This window comes from Arthrobacter sp. B1I2 (genome assembly GCF_030816485.1).
Lineage (GTDB): Bacteria > Actinomycetota > Actinomycetes > Actinomycetales > Micrococcaceae > Arthrobacter.
Genome location: NZ_JAUSYC010000001.1, coordinates 3748995 through 3765431 on the forward strand (window position 1 = coordinate 3748995; position 16437 = coordinate 3765431).

The 16437-nt window shown below is 66.5% G+C and carries 16 protein-coding genes; 4 read left to right on the forward strand and 12 right to left on the reverse strand.

The genetic code is table 11. The features are described from left to right. Positions 1 to 25: 25 nt before the first annotated feature. The 5 genes from QFZ57_RS17465 to QFZ57_RS17485 are packed head-to-tail and all read right to left on the reverse strand — an operon-like array spanning position 26 to position 4319. Positions 26 to 547, reverse strand: a complete 522-nt coding sequence (locus tag QFZ57_RS17465; protein WP_306901090.1) for a molybdenum cofactor biosynthesis protein MoaE — start codon at positions 545 to 547, stop codon at positions 26 to 28. Beyond that, complete coding sequence (locus QFZ57_RS17470; protein WP_306631760.1) at positions 537 to 1067, reverse strand: MogA/MoaB family molybdenum cofactor biosynthesis protein; 531 nt, start codon at positions 1065 to 1067, stop codon at positions 537 to 539. The genes QFZ57_RS17465 and QFZ57_RS17470 overlap by 11 nt, the downstream gene beginning before the upstream one ends. Continuing rightward, positions 1064 to 1555 carry a cyclic pyranopterin monophosphate synthase MoaC gene (moaC, locus tag QFZ57_RS17475; RefSeq protein WP_306901092.1) on the reverse strand — a complete coding sequence of 164 codons (492 nt, stop codon included), beginning with the start codon at positions 1553 to 1555 and terminating at the stop codon, positions 1064 to 1066. The genes QFZ57_RS17470 and moaC overlap by 4 nt, the downstream gene beginning before the upstream one ends. Then, a complete protein-coding gene (locus tag QFZ57_RS17480) occupies positions 1543 to 2805 on the reverse strand; it encodes a molybdopterin molybdotransferase MoeA (protein ID WP_306901093.1) in 1263 nt (420 codons plus the stop codon). Before QFZ57_RS17480 ends, moaC begins: the two co-directional genes overlap by 13 nt. 23 nt (positions 2806 to 2828) lie before the next feature. Continuing rightward, positions 2829 to 4319: a molybdopterin-dependent oxidoreductase gene (locus tag QFZ57_RS17485; RefSeq protein WP_306901612.1), complete on the reverse strand. Its 1491-nt coding sequence runs from the start codon at positions 4317 to 4319 to the stop codon at positions 2829 to 2831. Positions 4320 to 4582: 263 nt separating this feature from the next. Here QFZ57_RS17485 and moaA point away from each other — a divergent pair, with 263 nt between their 5' ends. The 3 genes from moaA to QFZ57_RS17500 all read left to right on the forward strand — a co-directional run bounded on the left by moaA (position 4583) and on the right by QFZ57_RS17500 (position 7683). Continuing rightward, positions 4583 to 5710: a GTP 3',8-cyclase MoaA gene (moaA, locus tag QFZ57_RS17490; RefSeq protein ID WP_306631763.1), complete on the forward strand. Its 1128-nt coding sequence runs from the start codon at positions 4583 to 4585 to the stop codon at positions 5708 to 5710. 5 nt (positions 5711 to 5715) lie between these two features. Then, positions 5716 to 5982 (forward strand): MoaD/ThiS family protein, encoded by a 267-nt coding sequence (locus tag QFZ57_RS17495; protein ID WP_306631764.1) that lies wholly within the window; start codon positions 5716 to 5718, stop codon positions 5980 to 5982. A 75-nt stretch (positions 5983 to 6057) separates the two neighbouring features. Next, positions 6058 to 7683 (forward strand): HNH endonuclease signature motif containing protein, encoded by a 1626-nt coding sequence (locus tag QFZ57_RS17500; protein ID WP_306901094.1) that lies wholly within the window; start codon positions 6058 to 6060, stop codon positions 7681 to 7683. Between the two features lie 35 nt (positions 7684 to 7718). Here QFZ57_RS17500 and QFZ57_RS17505 read toward each other — a convergent pair whose 3' ends face one another. Continuing rightward, positions 7719 to 8513, reverse strand: a complete 795-nt coding sequence (locus QFZ57_RS17505) for a helix-turn-helix transcriptional regulator (RefSeq protein WP_306901095.1) — start codon at positions 8511 to 8513, stop codon at positions 7719 to 7721. A 476-nt stretch (positions 8514 to 8989) separates the two neighbouring features. Here QFZ57_RS17505 and QFZ57_RS17510 point away from each other — a divergent pair, with 476 nt between their 5' ends. Then, complete coding sequence (locus tag QFZ57_RS17510) at positions 8990 to 9271, forward strand: hypothetical protein (protein ID WP_306631766.1); 282 nt, start codon at positions 8990 to 8992, stop codon at positions 9269 to 9271. A gap of 189 nt (positions 9272 to 9460) precedes the next feature. On the opposite strand, the gene QFZ57_RS17515 is transcribed toward QFZ57_RS17510, so the two are convergent. The 6 genes from QFZ57_RS17515 to kynA all read right to left on the reverse strand — a co-directional run bounded on the left by QFZ57_RS17515 (position 9461) and on the right by kynA (position 16402). After that, positions 9461 to 9787, reverse strand: coding sequence for a DUF1579 family protein (locus QFZ57_RS17515; protein WP_306901096.1), 327 nt, complete (start codon positions 9785 to 9787; stop codon positions 9461 to 9463). 71 nt (positions 9788 to 9858) lie between these two features. Further along, positions 9859 to 11202 (reverse strand): M16 family metallopeptidase, encoded by a 1344-nt coding sequence (locus tag QFZ57_RS17520; protein ID WP_306901097.1) that lies wholly within the window; start codon positions 11200 to 11202, stop codon positions 9859 to 9861. A 112-nt stretch (positions 11203 to 11314) separates the two neighbouring features. Then, positions 11315 to 13576 (reverse strand): polyribonucleotide nucleotidyltransferase, encoded by a 2262-nt coding sequence (locus QFZ57_RS17525; RefSeq protein WP_306901613.1) that lies wholly within the window; start codon positions 13574 to 13576, stop codon positions 11315 to 11317. Positions 13577 to 13823: 247 nt separating this feature from the next. Next, positions 13824 to 14093 (reverse strand): 30S ribosomal protein S15, encoded by a 270-nt coding sequence (gene rpsO, locus QFZ57_RS17530; RefSeq protein ID WP_306631769.1) that lies wholly within the window; start codon positions 14091 to 14093, stop codon positions 13824 to 13826. Between the two features lie 198 nt (positions 14094 to 14291). Then, positions 14292 to 15551 carry a kynureninase gene (locus QFZ57_RS17535; protein WP_306901098.1) on the reverse strand — a complete coding sequence of 420 codons (1260 nt, stop codon included), beginning with the start codon at positions 15549 to 15551 and terminating at the stop codon, positions 14292 to 14294. Continuing rightward, complete coding sequence (gene kynA, locus QFZ57_RS17540) at positions 15548 to 16402, reverse strand: tryptophan 2,3-dioxygenase (RefSeq protein WP_306901099.1); 855 nt, start codon at positions 16400 to 16402, stop codon at positions 15548 to 15550. Before kynA ends, QFZ57_RS17535 begins: the two co-directional genes overlap by 4 nt. Positions 16403 to 16437 lie beyond the last annotated feature (35 nt).

Genomic DNA, 16437 nt, shown 5'->3' on the forward strand with positions numbered 1-16437 from the left:
CCGGGCGTCATGGGTTACCTCTGCATCAGCTGCCTGCCCCGACCCATTCCACCGTGCCGTCGGAGAAGAACTGTTCCTTCCAGATGGGCACCTGTTCCTTGATCCGGTCCACGAGTTCGGAGCAGACGGCGAACGCCTGGCCACGGTGGGCCGCCGACACGGCGCACACCAGCGCCGGGTCCCCGATCTCCAGCATTCCGATCCGGTGCGCTGCCCAGATGCGGACGGGCTGCCCTGCACCTGCGGGGTTTGGCTCCCCGGCAGCGTCTTGCCCGGCAGTGTTTTGCCCGACAGTGTTCTGCCCGGCATCAGTTTGCTCCGCAACCAGCCGGGCAACGACGTCGGCCATCACCTGGTGGGCCGTGGGGTGCGCACTGTAGCTGAGGCGCTCGACGGGCTTGCCGCCGTCGTGGTTGCGCACCACGCCGCTGAAGCTGACTACTGCACCGGCGGTGTCGCTTTCCACCGCGGCGATCGCCTGGTCCACGGAAATGGGTTCCGCGCTCAGGACTGCCCGCACTACCTCAAATGCTGCTTCAGTGCCCATGTCCGCCTTCCAGCTGGTCGCAAAGATGCCCGATCACCGGGTCCAGGACGGAGAGTCCATCCATGACGCCCTTGGGCGACCCGGGCAGGTTCACAATGAAGGTCTGCCCCGCGGAGCCTGCGTAGCCCCTGCTCAGGGCCGCCAGCGGGGTCTTGGCAGCGCCGGCCCGCCTGACCGCCTCCATAATTCCGGGGATTTCCCGGTCCAGCAGGGGCCGGGTGACCTCAGGGGTCTTGTCGTCCGGGCTGAGGCCGGTGCCGCCGCTGGTGATGACGACGGCGGGACGCTGGGTGAGCAGCGCCCTGATGGCAGCGCCCACGGGTTCTCCGTCGGGGACCACCATGGCTGGGAAGACGTCGAAGCCATGCTCCGTGAGCCAGTCGGTGATGATGGGGCCGGTTTCGTCGTCGTAGATTCCGGCGGCGGCGCGGGTTGAGGCGATGACGACGCCGGCCTTCCGCCCCTGCACGTCACCGTGCCGGTGGGGTTCGGAGACGTTCACAATGTTCGGATTGGTCACAGCGCCCAGTCTCCGCTCTTGCCGCCGCTCTTGGCCAGCACCTTGATGTCCGTCAGGACGGCATGCTTGTCCACGGCCTTGATCATGTCGTACACGCTGAGGGCTGCCACAGACGCAGCGGTCAGGGCTTCCATTTCCACACCGGTGACGCCGCGGGTCTTGACGGTGGAGCTGATGGTCACAGTTTCGGCGCCAAGTTCGAAATCCACGGTCACCTTGGACAGCGGCAACGGGTGGCACAGCGGAATCAGGTCCGGAGTCTTCTTGGCTGCCATGATGCCGGCCACGCGGGCAACCGCCAGGGCATCTCCCTTGGGAAGGCCCCCGGTACCCAGGAGCTGCATTACTTCCGCCGTGGTCCGGACCGTGGCGGTGGCCGTGGCCTCCCGGGTGGTCTCGGCTTTGGCGGAGACATCCACCATCTGGGCGCTGCCGTCCTGGCGCAGATGCGTCAGTGCGGGGGTCTGTTCTGCGTTCACAGCATCCATACTTCCACCTCGTCACCGGCGGCGAGCTCCGTTACGCCGGCAGGGACATGGACCAGGACGTTTGATCCTGCCAGGGCGTGCATCAGATGTGAGCTCTCGCCGCCTACCAGCTGCACGGTCCCGTCCGGCTGCAGGCTGCCGCGCCGGACCTGGTGCTTGTGCACGGGCGATGTGAGCGGCCGGCCCTGCCCGTCAAGATCAAGGCGGGCGCGTACCGGCAGCCTTGGGGCGGGCGCCCCCAGCAATGCTGACAGGGCCGGGCGGAGGAACATCTCGAAGGACACCAGGCAGCTGACCGGATTGCCGGGAAACCCAAGGAAAGGGACGCCGTCGAATGTTCCTATTCCCTGCGGGCCACCCGGCTGCATGGCCACGTGCAGGAAGTCGACCGGCTGGTCCGCCATCGCCTGCCGCACCACTTCATAGGCTCCCTTGCTGACCCCGCCCGTGGTCACGATCAGGTCCACGCCCCGGCATTCGGTCCGCAGCAGCGCCCGCAGTTCCGCGGGGGCGTCAGTGGAAATCCCGGCGCGCCGGACGGTGAGGCCCGCCTGCTTCATGGCGGCCTCCAGGAGGGTCCCGTTGGAGTCATAGATCCTGCCCGGCGGAAGTGGCCGGCCGGGTTCCACCACTTCGTCCCCGGTGGTGACCAGCAGGACGGTGGGGGCCCGGTAGACCGCCACCTCCGGGAGCCCCAGGGCGGCGAGCAGCCCCAATTGGGCCGGCCCCAGGCAGGTACCGGCGGCCAGGGCCCGCTCCCCTTCCGCGATGTCGCTGCCGGCGGCGCGCACGAACCTTCCCGGCGTAGTGGCAGGCAGTTCCACTGCCCGTCCCCGGCCAGGCTCCATAAAGTGGTCCGGCACAGCCATTTCAATGGGCACGACGGCGTCAGCCCCCGCCGGGATCATGGCACCGGTCATGATCGGCGCCGCCGTTCCCGGCTGCAGGGCCTGCGGGCTCGACCCGGCGGGAACCGGAGGCATGACGCGCAGGTCTGCACTGCCGCCGGGAATGTCACCGGAACGGACGGCGTAACCGTCCATCTGGGAATTGGCGAAAGGGGGAAGGCTGAGCGGCGCGGCGACATCGTGCACCAGGCCGCGCCCCAGCGCGCGGCTGAGCGGCAGGGTTTCGATGCGGTCCGCCGCACGGAGCGGCTGGAGGAGTTCCGCGACGGCGGCGGCATGCCCGGCGACGGACCGGGCGCGCTCCGTATGGGTGGCGTGGCCGTGCGGGGTGTGGCTGGTCATGGGTACGCCTTTGGTCGCGGCCTTCAGGATTTCACGTCCACTCTAACCGTGTGGAAACCGGTGGCTCCGTCAGGTGCCGGCGGCCGGGTGGTTTCGTCCTGGGGCCCGCCCTTCAGGTCGGTGGCGCGGACCTGGACCTCGTATTGCCCCGGGCTGAGGTCTACGGCCAGCTTCCACTGGTACCAGGTGTCGAGGGAGATGCCCGCGGCCAGTTCCGCTTCCCGCCATGGTCCCCGGTTGATCCGCAGTTCCACCGTTTGGATCCCGGTGTGCTGGGCCCAGGCAACACCCGCGAAGACAACTGTTCCCGCGTTGACGGGGCGCCCGCTGCGCGGCACGTCGATGCGGGACGACGTTTTGACGGGGCCACGCTCGGACCAGCCACGCGGGGTCCAGTATCCGGCGTCGTCGGCGAATCTGGTGACCTTGAGTTCGGTGACCCATTTGGTGGCCGAGACATAGCCGTAGAGGCCCGGGACCACCAACCGGACCGGGAAGCCGTGCTCAAGCGGCAGCGGTTCGCCGTTCATGCCCACGGCAAGCAGGGCGTCCCGGGTATCGGTGAGGACATCCAGGGGTGTCCCGGCGGTCCAGCCGTCGGCGCTGCGGGACAGGACCATGTCGGCGCCGGGCTGTGGACCGGCCTGGGCCAGCAGTTCGCGCACCGGCCAGCCGAGCCAGCGGGCGTTGCCGATCAGGTCCCCGCCCACGCCATTGGAAACGCAGGCGATGGTGATGTGGCGCTCGGTCAGGGGCTTTGCCAGCAGGTCCGCGTAGGAGAGCTGCACGTCCCGGGCCACCATCCCGGTCACTTTGAGGACCCAGGTCCCGGGGTTGACCGCCGGCACGGACAGGGCGGTGTCGATCCGGTAGAAATCCCGGTTGGGCGTAACCAGCGGGGAAACGCCGGCCACCCCCGGCTCCGCGGCGGGCGGGATCGGTGCCGCGGGTGATGCCGGCCCGGGCAGGGTGATTCGTGCCCTGGCTTCGCTGACCGCCATGCTGGCACCGCGCCAGATGCCTCCCAGCACTCCTCCCGCGGCAGAAGCCGCTGCGGTAATGCCAAGGGCCTGGAGGAAGCTGCGGCGGGAGCTGGCGGCCATGGGGTCAGGTGTGGTTTCGCCGGCGGCTGCGTCATCCCACGCGCGCAGCCTGCGCACCAGGAACCGCAACAGCACGACGGCGGCCACCGCGGCCAGGAGCGGCGGCATGAGGGCCATGGGGGTCACCTGGGAGCGCGTCAGGACCGCAACCGCTCCTGCCAGTCCGAAAATTCCCACAACTGCAGCACCAGTGAACCGCCGGCGGCGCTCGAGCACGCCGGCAAGAGCAGCCAGTGCGGCGATGACCAGCACCATTCCCACCAGGAGCGCAGCCTTGTCGGCCGTACCGAAGAGGGAGATCGCCCAGTCTTTGACGCCGGGAGGGACTGCGTCGATGACGGCACCGCCAACCGCAGTCAACGGTGACAGGGTGGGGCTGGCAAAACCCGCCAGCAACTCCCCCGCTGCCAGGCCGCCGGCTGCTGCAACCACCCCGGCTGCCGCAGCCCAACCGCCTCCGGCGCGCGGGACTGCCTGTAGCCGGACGGGACCTTCCGGCCGCTTCCCAAGGCCGGCGCCGTCGTCGTCCGTTGCATGCCGGCGCTGGGAACTCTTCACAACATCCAGCATAGGTTTGCCGGCGGTCACCGATACCGGCGCCGCCCACACAGCTTGCCTTGGGTTCTGCAAGGTCATGGTGTGATGCGCGGCTCAACGTGGCGTAGCCTGAATTCATGAGTGTCCAGCTAGGCATACCGCAGCCGCGGGAGGAAGCAGCGTCTGCGCTGCCCGCCGTTCCCGCACGCCGGCCGGCGGATGCACCGGCCGGGCTGGTGGACAGGTATGGCCGCCGCGCCACGGACATGAGGCTGTCCCTGACGGACAAGTGCAACCTCCGCTGCACCTATTGCATGCCGGCGGAAGGCCTGGAATGGCTCGCGAAGCAGGCAGTCATGTCGGCCGGGGAAATCGTTCGGATTGTCAAAATAGGCGTGGAGCAGCTGGGTGTCCGCGAACTGCGCCTGACGGGCGGCGAGCCGCTTGTCCGGCATGATCTCGTGGAGATCATCGCGGCCCTGCGTGCCAACCACCCTGATCTGCCGATCTCCATGACCACCAATGGTGTTGGCCTGGCCAAGAAGGCGGCGCCGCTCAAAGAAGCCGGCCTCACGCGCATCAATGTGTCGCTGGATTCGCTGCATGAGGAAACGTTCACCAAGCTGACCCGTCGCCCGTTCCTCAGCCAGGTCCTGGCCGGCGTGGATGCCGCCTGGGCTGCCGGCCTTGGCCCGGTCAAGCTCAACGCTGTCCTGATGCGGGGCATCAACGACGCGGACTCGCCGCAATTGCTCGCCTGGGCATTGGAGCGCGGCTACGAACTGCGGTTCATCGAGCAGATGCCGCTGGACGCCGACCACGGCTGGACGCGCCGCAACATGATCACCGCCGCCGAGATCCGCCAGTTGCTTTCCCGGGACTTCGTTCTAACCCCCGATCCCCGGGCCCGTGACGGCGCCCCTGCGGAACGCTTCGAAGTACGACGGCGGGTGGCGGGTTCTTCGGATTCGTCCGGGCCGCTGCTGGGAACCGTGGGAATTATCGCTTCCGTCACCGAGCCGTTTTGCTCCGACTGCCGGCGCACCAGGATCACTGCCGAGGGCAAGATCATGAGCTGCCTGTTTTCACGCGAGGAGTTCGACCTGCTGGGTCTGCTGCGGGCGGGCGCCACGGACGATGAATTGGCGCAGCGTTGGCAGGACGCCATGTGGATCAAACCGAAGGCCCACGGCATGGACCACGTGGGACTCGATGCTCCGGACTTCGTCCAGCCGGACCGCAGCATGAGCGCTATCGGGGGCTGACGAGGATGCTTGTACGTTATTTCGCTGCCGCACGCGCTGCCGCAGGTTTCGAGGAAGAAAAGTTCGACCTCCCGGCGGGCGCCACCGTTGCGGACCTGCTGGAGGCGGTGTTGGCCGTGGAGCGCGCCGCACCCCCTGCCGGGACACCGCCGCTTCCCCGGCTGCTTTCCCGCAGCAGTTTCCTGCTCAATGAGGTTGCGGTGCGGGACCAGGCAACAGTTCTTGGACCCGATGACGTCGTGGACGTGCTGCCTCCGTTCGCCGGCGGGTAAGCACCCGGGGCAGCTGGAACCGCCTGCTAAAGCTGCAGCGGGTTAAATGTCACACCCCCGTTGGATGATGTGTTCATGGGAATCAGTAGGGGCGTTGGGGTGGTGTTGGAGGGTGTTCATGCCTCTGTTGCTGCCCTTGATGCCCTGACCCTCGAAGACTCTTTTTTGGCTTCCGCCGCTGCCGGTGTTGGTGCTGATGTGGATGTCTTGCAGCGGCGGTACGAGCTCCGGCTGGAACGCATGGAGCTGACGTCCCGGCTGGAAGCGCAACTCGCGGCAGTGAAGACCCGGGACGCGGCCCGGGCCATCGAGTTCCAGCAGGCCATGGCCCCGCCCGACGCGACCGTGCAGGACCGGACCTATGCCGAGATGTCGGCGGTTGAGGAGATCGCCGGGGTCCTCACGCTCAGCTCCGCGGCCGCCGGGGCGTTCGTGGAACAGTCCCGGCGGGTGTGTTCCCTGCCGCCGGTGATCGATGCGTTGGCCGCCGGCGCCATCTCCTGGCAGCACGCCAGGATCGTGGCCGATGAAACCGAAGGCCTCACCCCCGACGCTGCCGCCGGGCTGGTGGCGCACTTCTTCGACCCGGACGCCCCGAACCCGGCCCGCGGCGCCGCCCCCGGTGAGCTCGTCCCGTCCCGGTTCCGGGCCAAGGTCCGGGCCTGGCGGGAACGCCACCACCCCGAAACCCTCCAGAGACGCCACGCCAAGTCCGTGGCCGACCGGCGGATGGAATACACCCCGGACCGGGACGGCATGGCCTGGATCAGGCTCTACCTCCCCGGGGACACCGCCTGCGCCATCTGGAACCGCACCACCGCCACCGCCCGCGGCCTCCAAGGACCCGGCGAAGACCGCACCCTCACCCAACTCCGCCCCGACATCGCCGCCTCACTACTCCTTGGCGCCGGCAGCGCCAGCGAGGTTGGACAAGTCCCTACCCCGCGGGCCGATGTGCTGGTCACCGTGCCCATCTTCTCCCTGCTCGGGCTCACTGACGAGCCCGCAATGCTGGACGGTCTGGGGCCCATCCCGGCCTCGATGGCACGCAGGCTCGTCGCGGACGGGGCGGACTCGTTCTACCGGGTCCTGGTCGACCCAAGAGACGGGGCGCCACTGGAGATCGGCCGGACACGCTACCGGCTCCCCGAAACCATCAAACAATGGATCCGGATGCGGGACGGCACATGCACCTTCCCCGGCTGCAACAACCATTCCCCGGACAACGACACCGACCACCTCACAGCATGGGAACACGGCGGCACCACCGGTGCCAGCAACCTCGGACAACTCTGCCCCAAACATCACCGGCTCAAACACGCCCGCCCGTGGAAACCCACCCCCGGAACGACAAACGAGCCGCCCGGCTGGACCTCACCCACCGGCCGCCACTACAACGCCGAACACCAAGACCACGAACCAACCCACTGGCCACCAGGAGCCCTGCCAGCGAAGGTTGTTGTGCCGTCCATGGCGGCGGCGCCCCTGCCCGGCCCGGTACTGGCGGAACCGGTGCAATGGGAACAGTTACTGACTCAGATGCCGGCATGGCCGGATCCGCCAGCCGAAGAACCTGCCGGTGACAATGTGCTTGAGCCGGAGGCACTTTCCGCGACGGATACGCTCTGGGACGATTTCTATGCTCTGCCGTTCCTCCTGCCTCCGGACCCCCTGAAGGGCTTGCCCGTCGCGTCACTTTGAACGTCATGCTCTGGGTTGACCGTCTTGTTTCGGGCCTAAGCCCCAGAGCCGGTGCCTTTCGGTCCGAAACCCGTGCCTGTTCCCAGTGCCAGGGCCAGCAGTGTCGGCCGGCTGTGGACGCCGCAACCCTGGAATATTTTCTTGAATTGGTCCTGCACCGTGTATTGGGTCACTCCCTGGGTCTCCGCCATGGTTTCGGTGTCCGTGCCCGCGGAAGCCAGCCACACCAGCTCCCTCTGCCGTGGCGTCAGGCCGAACGCCCTGGCAAACATGTCGAGCCGGTCTGACGTGGTGCAGCCCTGAATGGTTACGGCCAAAGGCGCTGATCCATGGCCGCCGGAGTCCATCCGGTTTGCCCGCAGGGAGGCCCAACGGCCTGCACCGATGTGCACCCTGCTTCCGGCTTCGTGGGCGTCCACTCCGGCCTCCCTGGCAAGCAGCTGGGCGGCGACGTTCAACACCTCGGCAGGCACCTGGTGGTGCGGGGACGGACCAGGCTGCAGCAGCTGCAGCCAGTCGGCGACCGATGCGGTCTGGCCGGCGACTGCCAGGTCTTCGTCGAGGGTCAGGACGGCCTGTTCCGGCAGGTCTGCATGTTTTCCGTTTGTTGGGTGGAGGGGGTCCGGTCCCATGCCGTCCCGAAACTGTCTGGAGACGGAACGACGAATCCCCGCCGTGACTGCCTCTGTGATTTCTCCCAGGTAGGCAGCTTCCTGATCCGTGAACGGACCGAAGTCACCCGTCCGCCACAGGTCGAGCCAGGCCCAGCATCCGTACTTGTCGGCAAAGACGACGGACACTACGTCCCGGACGCCGTAGTGCTTCAGCACCCCATCCCACACTGGGCTGCGGGAGGGCTCTCCGTGTGTTGCTTTCAGAAGGGTTACTACTGGAGAGGGCGAATTCATCAGCGCTGTCCAGCGGCCAGGCCCGGAGAGGTACTTGAGGCGGATAAGCCGCGGCAACTCCCGGGGGCAGGGAATCCTGGCACGTGGCGCCATCCCTACGGTCGTAAGGGGATCACAGAGAGGCCAGACAAAGGCATCGAAGGGCAACATCCTGCCTATTTCGGCGACCACTGCTCTGCGGAGGACCTGGTGTGTCACGTCCGAGCCGGCAAGAAGCCCAGCGCGCTCCAGGCTCCGTTCCTCAGCCCAGCTCCTGTTCATGTCCCCAGTATGCTCCCGCCCTTCGGCCAGGACGCACGCACCACTACCCAGATTTCTGGGATACCCTCCGCGGCCCGCGCCCTCTACTTTGGCAATGGGGGCAGCCCCCACTTGGCGGAGCGAATAAGGAGATTCCGTTGTACACCTTGCAGATCGAACACCAGATTACGGACTTCCCAACCTGGAAGTCGGCCTTTGACCGGGATCCGGTAAACAGGGCCGCCGCCGGCGTACTCGCACACAGGATAGGCCGTCCAGTCGGAGACTCCCACTACATCGTGGTTGAGCTGGACTTTGCCGATTTGGAGAAGGCAGAGCAGTTGCTCTCCAACCTCCGCGAACATGTCTGGCGTTCCAATGACAATGCCCCTGCTCTCGCCGGAGCACCGAAAACGCGAATCATCGAGGCTGCACCCTGAGCCGCCGCTCAGTCACGGTGGAAGACCGAGTGCATGAACGGCCTGTAGGCCGAAGCCGTGCCGTTGGTGCCGGTGTCCAGTCCGTGACCCCCGTCGTCCCGGCCAAGCGAACGTAATTCAGTGGCGTGGGTCAGGACACCGTCCTCAACCGAAATAGAGTGACGTGTCCAGCCTGCGGCACTGCAACGTTCAACGCGGAGGATGCCATTGCGCCACGTGCAGGCGGGCGGCCGTACCGCGCGGCACGCCGGTGCTGTCAACGTAGTACCAGAGCACGTCGTTGTGCACCGGGTCCACGGTAAAAATGCCGTGGCCTTCAAAGTGGCCGCCGTCCGGCTCAAGGTGCCGGTAGCTCTGGACCACACCAAGACCCCCGGCAACCTGGCTGTAGGTCACCTCCGCGTCCACGCTGTGTTCCGGCCCCCAGGGACCGGCAGCAACATGGGTGCTGCCCCGCCAGTGACCCAGCAGGCCCGATAACGCCGGATGTCCGCGCACCAGCCCTGGCCCGTTCATCGTCCCGCCACCCCCTGCCGAAGATCACCTCCCACTCAGGATGGACTCTGCAGCGCCGCGGCGCCAGTTGCCTACAGCCCGAAAGTTTCCGTCTCGTCGAACGGCCCCACCACGGTGATGGTTCGCGGCGCGGCAGCGAGTTCGGCGGCCAGTTCCTGGACCTGTTCCGTGGTGACCGCTTTGATCAGGCGCAGGGTTTCGTCGATGTCCTGGTACTCACCGGATACCAGCTCAGCGCGGCCCAGCCGGGACATCCGGGAACCGGTGTCCTCCAGCGCCAGGACAATTCCGCCGCCGAGCTGTCCCACGGCTTTCCGGAGTTCGTCGTCGGAAATTCCGTGCTCGGCGAGCTTGTCGAGTTCCACAGCCAGCAGGTCCAGCACTTGACGGACTTTGGATGGCGTGCAGCCCGCGTACATCCCGAAGTAGCCGGCGTCGGCATAGGACGATGCAAAGGAGTAGGTGGAGTACACCAGCCCACGCTTCTCGCGGACCTCCTGGAACAGCCGGGAGGACATGCCGCCGCCCAGGACCGCGTTCAGGACACTCATGACGTAGCGCCGCTCGTCGGTTGCAACGATCGTTGGGCATCCCATGATGATGTTCGCCTGCTCCACGGCGCGCTTGACCACGTGCAGGCCTGCGGTTCCAGCGATCAGGGCACGCTCCGTGGAACGCCGCTGCACCGGCGCCGCGTCGGACTCCAGCGACCAGCCCGCAGACTCAAGGGCATCCACCACAAGTCCGCACACGACGTCGTGATCCAAGCCGCCGGCGGCGGTGATGACCAGTTCCTCCGGCTTGTAGTACCTGCGGTAGTGCTCCCACACGGAGTCCCGCGCCACGGCTTTGATCGCCGCAGGAGTACCACCGATCGGCCGGCCCAGCGGGTGGCTCCCAAGGACCGCGGCGACAAAGTGCTCATGCGCCACATCCGTGGGGTCATCGCTGTCCATGGCGATTTCCTCAAGGATGACGTCCCGTTCCTGCTCCATCTCGTCCGGATCCAGCACGGCTCCGGTGATCATGTCCGCGATGACGTCGATGGCCATGGGAAGGTCCGAATCAAGGACCCGGGCGAAGTAGCACGTACTTTCCTTGGCCGTTGCCGCGTTTGATTCCCCGCCCACCTCATCAAATGCGGAGGCAATTTCCAAGGCTGTACGGCGCTGTGTGCCTTTGAACAGCAGGTGCTCAAGGAAGTGGGTGGATCCGTGCTGGCCGGGCGCCTCGTCCCGGGACCCGACGCCGACCCAGAACCCGATGGTGGCCGACCGCTGGCCCGGCATCGCCTCTGTCAGTACCCGCACTCCCCCGGGCAGCACTGATCGCCGCACCTCGGACCCGCCGTCGGAGCCATGGACCAGGGTGTCGCCGGCGTGGTTCTGCTCAAGCGGCAGGGGTACTACAGTCATTGATGCCTTTCGGGACGGGCAGCCGGATCTGGCTGCCATCGTAACAGCGGCGGGACCGGTGGATCATCCACCGGTCCCGCCGCTTCATGCTTATGCCGGGAAGCCCGGGCTGTTAGACGTCAGCGCCTTCAGCAGGCTCCTCGGTGTGGGCGCGCTCGGTCTCGACCTCGGCGCCTTCTTCCTCGGCAACTACCGGGGCGAGCGAAAGCTTTCCACGGTCGTCGATCTTGGTGATCTCCACCTGGACCTTCTGGCCCACCGAAACAACGTCGTCGACGTTGTCCACGCGCTTGCCGTTGGCCAGCTTGCGGAGCTCGGAGATGTGCAGGAGGCCGTCCTTGCCCGGGGTCAGCGACACGAAGGCACCGAAGGTGGTGGTCTTGACGACCGTGCCCAAGTAACGCTCGCCGATCTCGGGGACCTGCGGGTTGGCAATGGCGTTGATGGCGGAGCGTGCTGCATCTGCAGACGGACCGTTGGTGGCGCCAATGTAGACCGTGCCGTCGTCCTCGATGGAGATGTCGGCGCCGGTGTCCTCCTGGATCTGGTTGATCATCTTGCCCTTGGGGCCGATGACCTCGCCGATCTTATCCACGGGGATCTTGACGGCGATGACGCGCGGCGCGAACTCGGAGAGCTCGTCCGGGGTGTCGATGGCCGAGTTGAGGACCTCGAGGATGTGCAGGCGGGCTTCACGGGCCTGCTTCAGTGCTGCTGCCAGCACGGAGGCGGGGATGCCGTCGAGCTTGGTGTCCAGCTGGATGGCCGTGACGAACTCGGACGTACCGGCAACCTTGAAGTCCATGTCACCGAAGGCGTCTTCGGCGCCGAGGATGTCGGTCAGGGCCGCGTAGCGGGTCTGGCCGTCAACCTGGTCGGAAACCAGGCCCATGGCGATGCCGGCGACGGCGGCCTTCAGGGGCACACCGGCGTTCAGCAGGGACAGGGTGGAGGCACAGACGGAACCCATCGACGTCGAACCGTTGGAGCTAAGGGCCTCGGATACCTGGCGGATGGCGTACGGGAATTCCTCGCGGGACGGCAGGACGGGCACGAGGGCGCGTTCGGCCAGGGCGCCGTGGCCGATTTCGCGGCGCTTGGGCGAGCCCACGCGGCCGGTTTCACCGGTGGAGTACGGCGGGAAGTTGTAGTTGTGCATGTAGCGCTTGCGCGTCACCGGCGACAGCGAGTCGATCTGCTGTTCCATCTTGAGCATGTTCAGCGTGGTGACACCCATGATCTGGGTCTCGCCGCGCTCGAAGATGGCGGAACCGTGAACGCGGGGCAGGACCTCGACCTCGGCGGTGAGCTGGCGGATGTCCGTCAGGCCGCGGCCGTCGATGCGGATCTGGTCCTTGAGGATGCGCTGGCGCACAACGTGCTTGGTGACCGAGCGGAAGGCTGCGGACAGTTCCTTCTCGCGGCCTTCGAACTGGCCGGCCAGGCCGGCGAGGACCTCGTCCTTGAGCGCGTCGGAGGCGTTGTCGCGTTCCTGCTTGTCGGCGATCTGGAAGACAGCGGCAAGCTTTTCGGCTGCAGCGGATTCGACGGCGGCGTAAGCGTCGTCCTCGTAGTCCAGGAAGACCGGGAACTCAACGGTGGGCTTGGCAGCGCGGGCAGCGAGGTCAGCCTGGGCGTCGCAGAGTGCCTTGATGAACGGCTTGGCAGCCTCGAGGCCCTCGGACACGACCTCTTCGGTGGGGGCGGTGGCGCCCTGTTCCTTGATGAGGTTCCAGGAGTTGTCGGTGGCTTCGGCCTCGACCATCATGATGGCGACGTCGTCACCGGCAACGCGGCCGGCTACCACCATGTTGAACACGGAGTTTTCCAGCTGGGAGTGCTTGGGGAAAGCAACCCACTGGGAGCCGTTTTCGTCGGCGACCAGGGCAACGCGGACGCCGCCGATGGGACCGGAGAACGGCAGGCCGGACAGCTGGGTGGACATGGAAGAGGCGTTGATGGCCACCACGTCGTACAGCTCGTCGGGGTTGATGGCCAGGACGGTGACCACGATCTGGACCTCGTTGCGCAGGCCCTTGATGAAGGCGGGGCGCAGCGGGCGGTCCATCAGGCGGCAAGCCAGGATGGCCTCGGTGGACGGGCGCCCTTCACGGCGGAAGAACGAGCCCGGGATGCGGCCGGCGGCGTACATGCGCTCTTCGACGTCGACCGTCAGCGGGAAGAAGTCAAAGCCTTCACGCGGGTGCTTGCCGGCGGTGGTGGCGGACAGCAGCGCGGTGTCATCGTCGATGTACACCATGGCTGCGCCGGCTGCCTGCTTGGCGAGGCGGCCGGTTTCGAAGCGGATGACCCGCTTGCCGAATCGGCCATTGTCAATGACTGCTTCTGAGAACTGGATTTCGGGACCCTCCAAGAGAGTCACCTCCGTTTCTGTATTTACGGAAGTCCAGCCGCATCAACCCAGGCCAGCATTTGTCGACTGGCCCTGCACCCGGTCGTCGATCGAGACCCACGGGCCGCGGGCTTCAGTCAACGAAGCCGTTCCCGGGGATCACTACCGAGGACCGCGAATGCTTGATGCGGTTGATCCTCCTGTTTAGTTTTTTTGGTGGAGCGGGGCAGCCCGGTCCCAGATGGGACAGGGCCGCCCTAAAGTCCGACTAGCGGCGCAGGCCGAGGCGCTCGATGAGCGCACGGTAGCGGTTGATGTCAGTCTTCTTCAGGTAGCCAAGCATGCGCTTGCGACGACCGACCATGCCCAGCAGACCGCGCTGGGTGTGGTAATCGTGCTTGTGCTCCTTCATGTGCTCAGTCAGATCCTTGATCCGCTGGGTCAGGACCGCAACCTGGACCTCCGGTGAACCGGTGTCGCCTTCGGCGGTTGCGTATTCCTTGATGATGGACTGCTTTACAGCGGCTTCAAGTGCCACAATAACTCCTTGGGGATGTGCCGTGAGGGCCCAGGTCAGTAACTCACCGCCGGGTCTGCCGTGTACGTCCACTCGGTGAAAACCGGAGGAGGCCGCCAACAACAGGAACCAGCCGCCACGGACTGCAGCCGGTTCCATCCTCAAGTTTACCGGCCCCGGCCTGACCTGTCGAAACAGTGCGTGGAAACCGTGCGCCAGTCAGCCCTGCAGCCGGTCGCGGATGGCCGCCAGGCCTTGGAGTACTTCGGCAAAACTGGTGCTCAGGGGTGACAAGCCCACCCGGATGCCGTGCGGGGAGCGGAAGTCCGGGATGACGTCCCCTTCCCAGAGTGCTTCCACGGTCGCCTTGGTGAAGGCCGGGTGGTCCACCGTGATGTGGCCGCCCCGCTCCCCCGGATCCCGGGGCGACGCCAGCTCGGCGCCAAGCGGGGCCAGCCAGGCGTCGAAGACCTCGACGGCGAACCCTGTCAGTCCCACGGATTTGTCCCGGATGGCAGCCATGGAGGCTTCCTCGATGAGGTCCAGGGTGGCCTGCATGGCGAGCATGCCGAAAACGGCGGGTGTACCGCTGAGGAAGCCGCGGATGCCGGAGGCAGGCTGGTAGCCGGCAGCCATCTCAAAGGCGTCCTTGCGGCCCATCCAGCCCCAGATGGGCTGGTTGAGGGTGGCCAGGTGCCGCTGGTTGACGTAAGCGAACGCGGGCGATCCGGGGCCGCCGTTGAGATACTTGTAAGTGCACCCCGCGGCGAAGTCGACGCCCGCGCCGTCCAGGTCGATCTCCACCGACCCCGCCGAATGGCAAAGATCCCACACCACCAGGGCGCCGGCGTCGTGCACTGCCGCGGTGATCCCGGGCAGATCGGCCAGGTGGCCGGAGCGGTAGGCGATCTGGCTGAGGAGGACGACGGCGGTGCGCGGCCCGGCGGCCTGGCGCACTTGCTCAAGGGTCACCCCCGCAGCCGGATCCGGCTCGATCCAGCGGAGGGTCAGGCCTTCCTCCAGCGCGATGCCCTCGACGAGGTAGCGGTCCGTGGGAAAATTTTCGGTGTCCAGCACCAGCTCGTTGCGGTCCCGGTCCTGCACAGCGGCGAGGGCTGCGCGGATCAGCTTGTAGAGCACCACGGTGGTGGAATCGGCAATGATGGTCTGTCCCGGGGCCGCCCCAAGGACTGCGCGGCCCAGCTGGTCACCAATTGCCTGCGGCATGTTGAGCCACTGTTCGTCCCAGCCGCGGATGAGGCGGCCACCCCACTCGTCCCGGATGAAGGCGGCCACGTCGTCGGCGGTCCGTTTCAGGGGCCGGCCAAGGGAGTTGCCGTCCAGGTAGGACAGGGGCGTATCCGTGCCGATGAAGTGGTCCCGGTAGTGCGCCAGGGCGTCCCGGCGGTCCAGCTCCTCAGCCCGCTGGCGGAGCTCTTCGGCGGCCACAGCGGTGGAGTTTTCCTGGTGGATGCTCATTGTCCGATCTCCGTCCTGACAGCGAATAGTTCCGGGAAGAACGTCAGTTCCAGGGCCTTCTGCAGGAAGGCGGCCCCGCTGGACCCGCCGGTGCCGGTCTTCATGCCGATGGTCCGCTGGACGGTGCGCAGGTGCCGGAACCGCCAGAGCTGGAAGTTGTCCTCCAGGTCCACCAGTTCCTCGCACGCCTCATAGGCCGCCCAGTTGTCCGCCGCGTTCTCATAGATGTGTTTGAAAAGCGGGACCAGTTCGGGGCTGAACTCGTGCGCGCGGGTCATATCCCGGTCCAGCACCGAACGCGGAACATCGAACCCCTGACGGGAGAGGTAGGCCAGGAATTCGTCGTAGATGCTGGGGGCGGCAAGCAGCTCTTCCAGCATGGCGTGGGCCTGGGGATCGGATTCGAAGACCGGCAGCATCTTGCGGTTCTTGTTTCCCAGGACGAACTCGACCGCGCGGTACTGGGCGGACTGGAACCCTGAGGAGTTGCCCAGGAAGCCCCGGAACTGCGAATACTCGGTGGGGGTCAGCGTGGCCAGCACCGACCACTGCTCCGTGAGGGTCTTCTGGATGTGCTTGACCCTGGCAATGCCCTTGAGCGCCGAGCCCAGGTCGTCTTCGCGGAGCCAGGCCGCCGCGCTGCGCAGTTCATGCAGGACCAGTTTCAGCCACAGCTCCGTGGTCTGGTGCTGGATGATGAACAGCATCTCGTCGTGGTGTTCGGGCTGGCTGACCGGCTGCTGCGCACTGAGCAGCGTGGGAAGCTGCAGGTAGGAGGCGTAGCTCATCCGCGAGCTGAAGTCGCGGACGATCCCCTTATCCAGCTTGCGGGTGTTCTTTTCGACGGACACGTACTGCCTTTCGTTGTTGACACCCCTGCGGATGC

Coding starts and splice junctions, on each gene's coding strand:
- QFZ57_RS17500 (WP_306901094.1), top strand. CDS start 6,058: ATGGGAATCAGTAGGGGCGTTGGGGTGGTGTTGGAGGGTGTTCATGCC.
- QFZ57_RS17480 (WP_306901093.1), bottom strand. CDS start 2,805: ATGACCAGCCACACCCCGCACGGCCACGCCACCCATACGGAGCGCGCC.
- QFZ57_RS17520 (WP_306901097.1), bottom strand. CDS start 11,202: ATGACTGTAGTACCCCTGCCGCTTGAGCAGAACCACGCCGGCGACACC.
- moaC (WP_306901092.1), bottom strand. CDS start 1,555: ATGGATGCTGTGAACGCAGAACAGACCCCCGCACTGACGCATCTGCGC.
- QFZ57_RS17465 (WP_306901090.1), bottom strand. CDS start 547: ATGGGCACTGAAGCAGCATTTGAGGTAGTGCGGGCAGTCCTGAGCGCG.
- moaA (WP_306631763.1), top strand. CDS start 4,583: ATGAGTGTCCAGCTAGGCATACCGCAGCCGCGGGAGGAAGCAGCGTCT.
- QFZ57_RS17495 (WP_306631764.1), top strand. CDS start 5,716: ATGCTTGTACGTTATTTCGCTGCCGCACGCGCTGCCGCAGGTTTCGAG.
- QFZ57_RS17535 (WP_306901098.1), bottom strand. CDS start 15,551: ATGAGCATCCACCAGGAAAACTCCACCGCTGTGGCCGCCGAAGAGCTC.
- QFZ57_RS17515 (WP_306901096.1), bottom strand. CDS start 9,787: ATGAACGGGCCAGGGCTGGTGCGCGGACATCCGGCGTTATCGGGCCTG.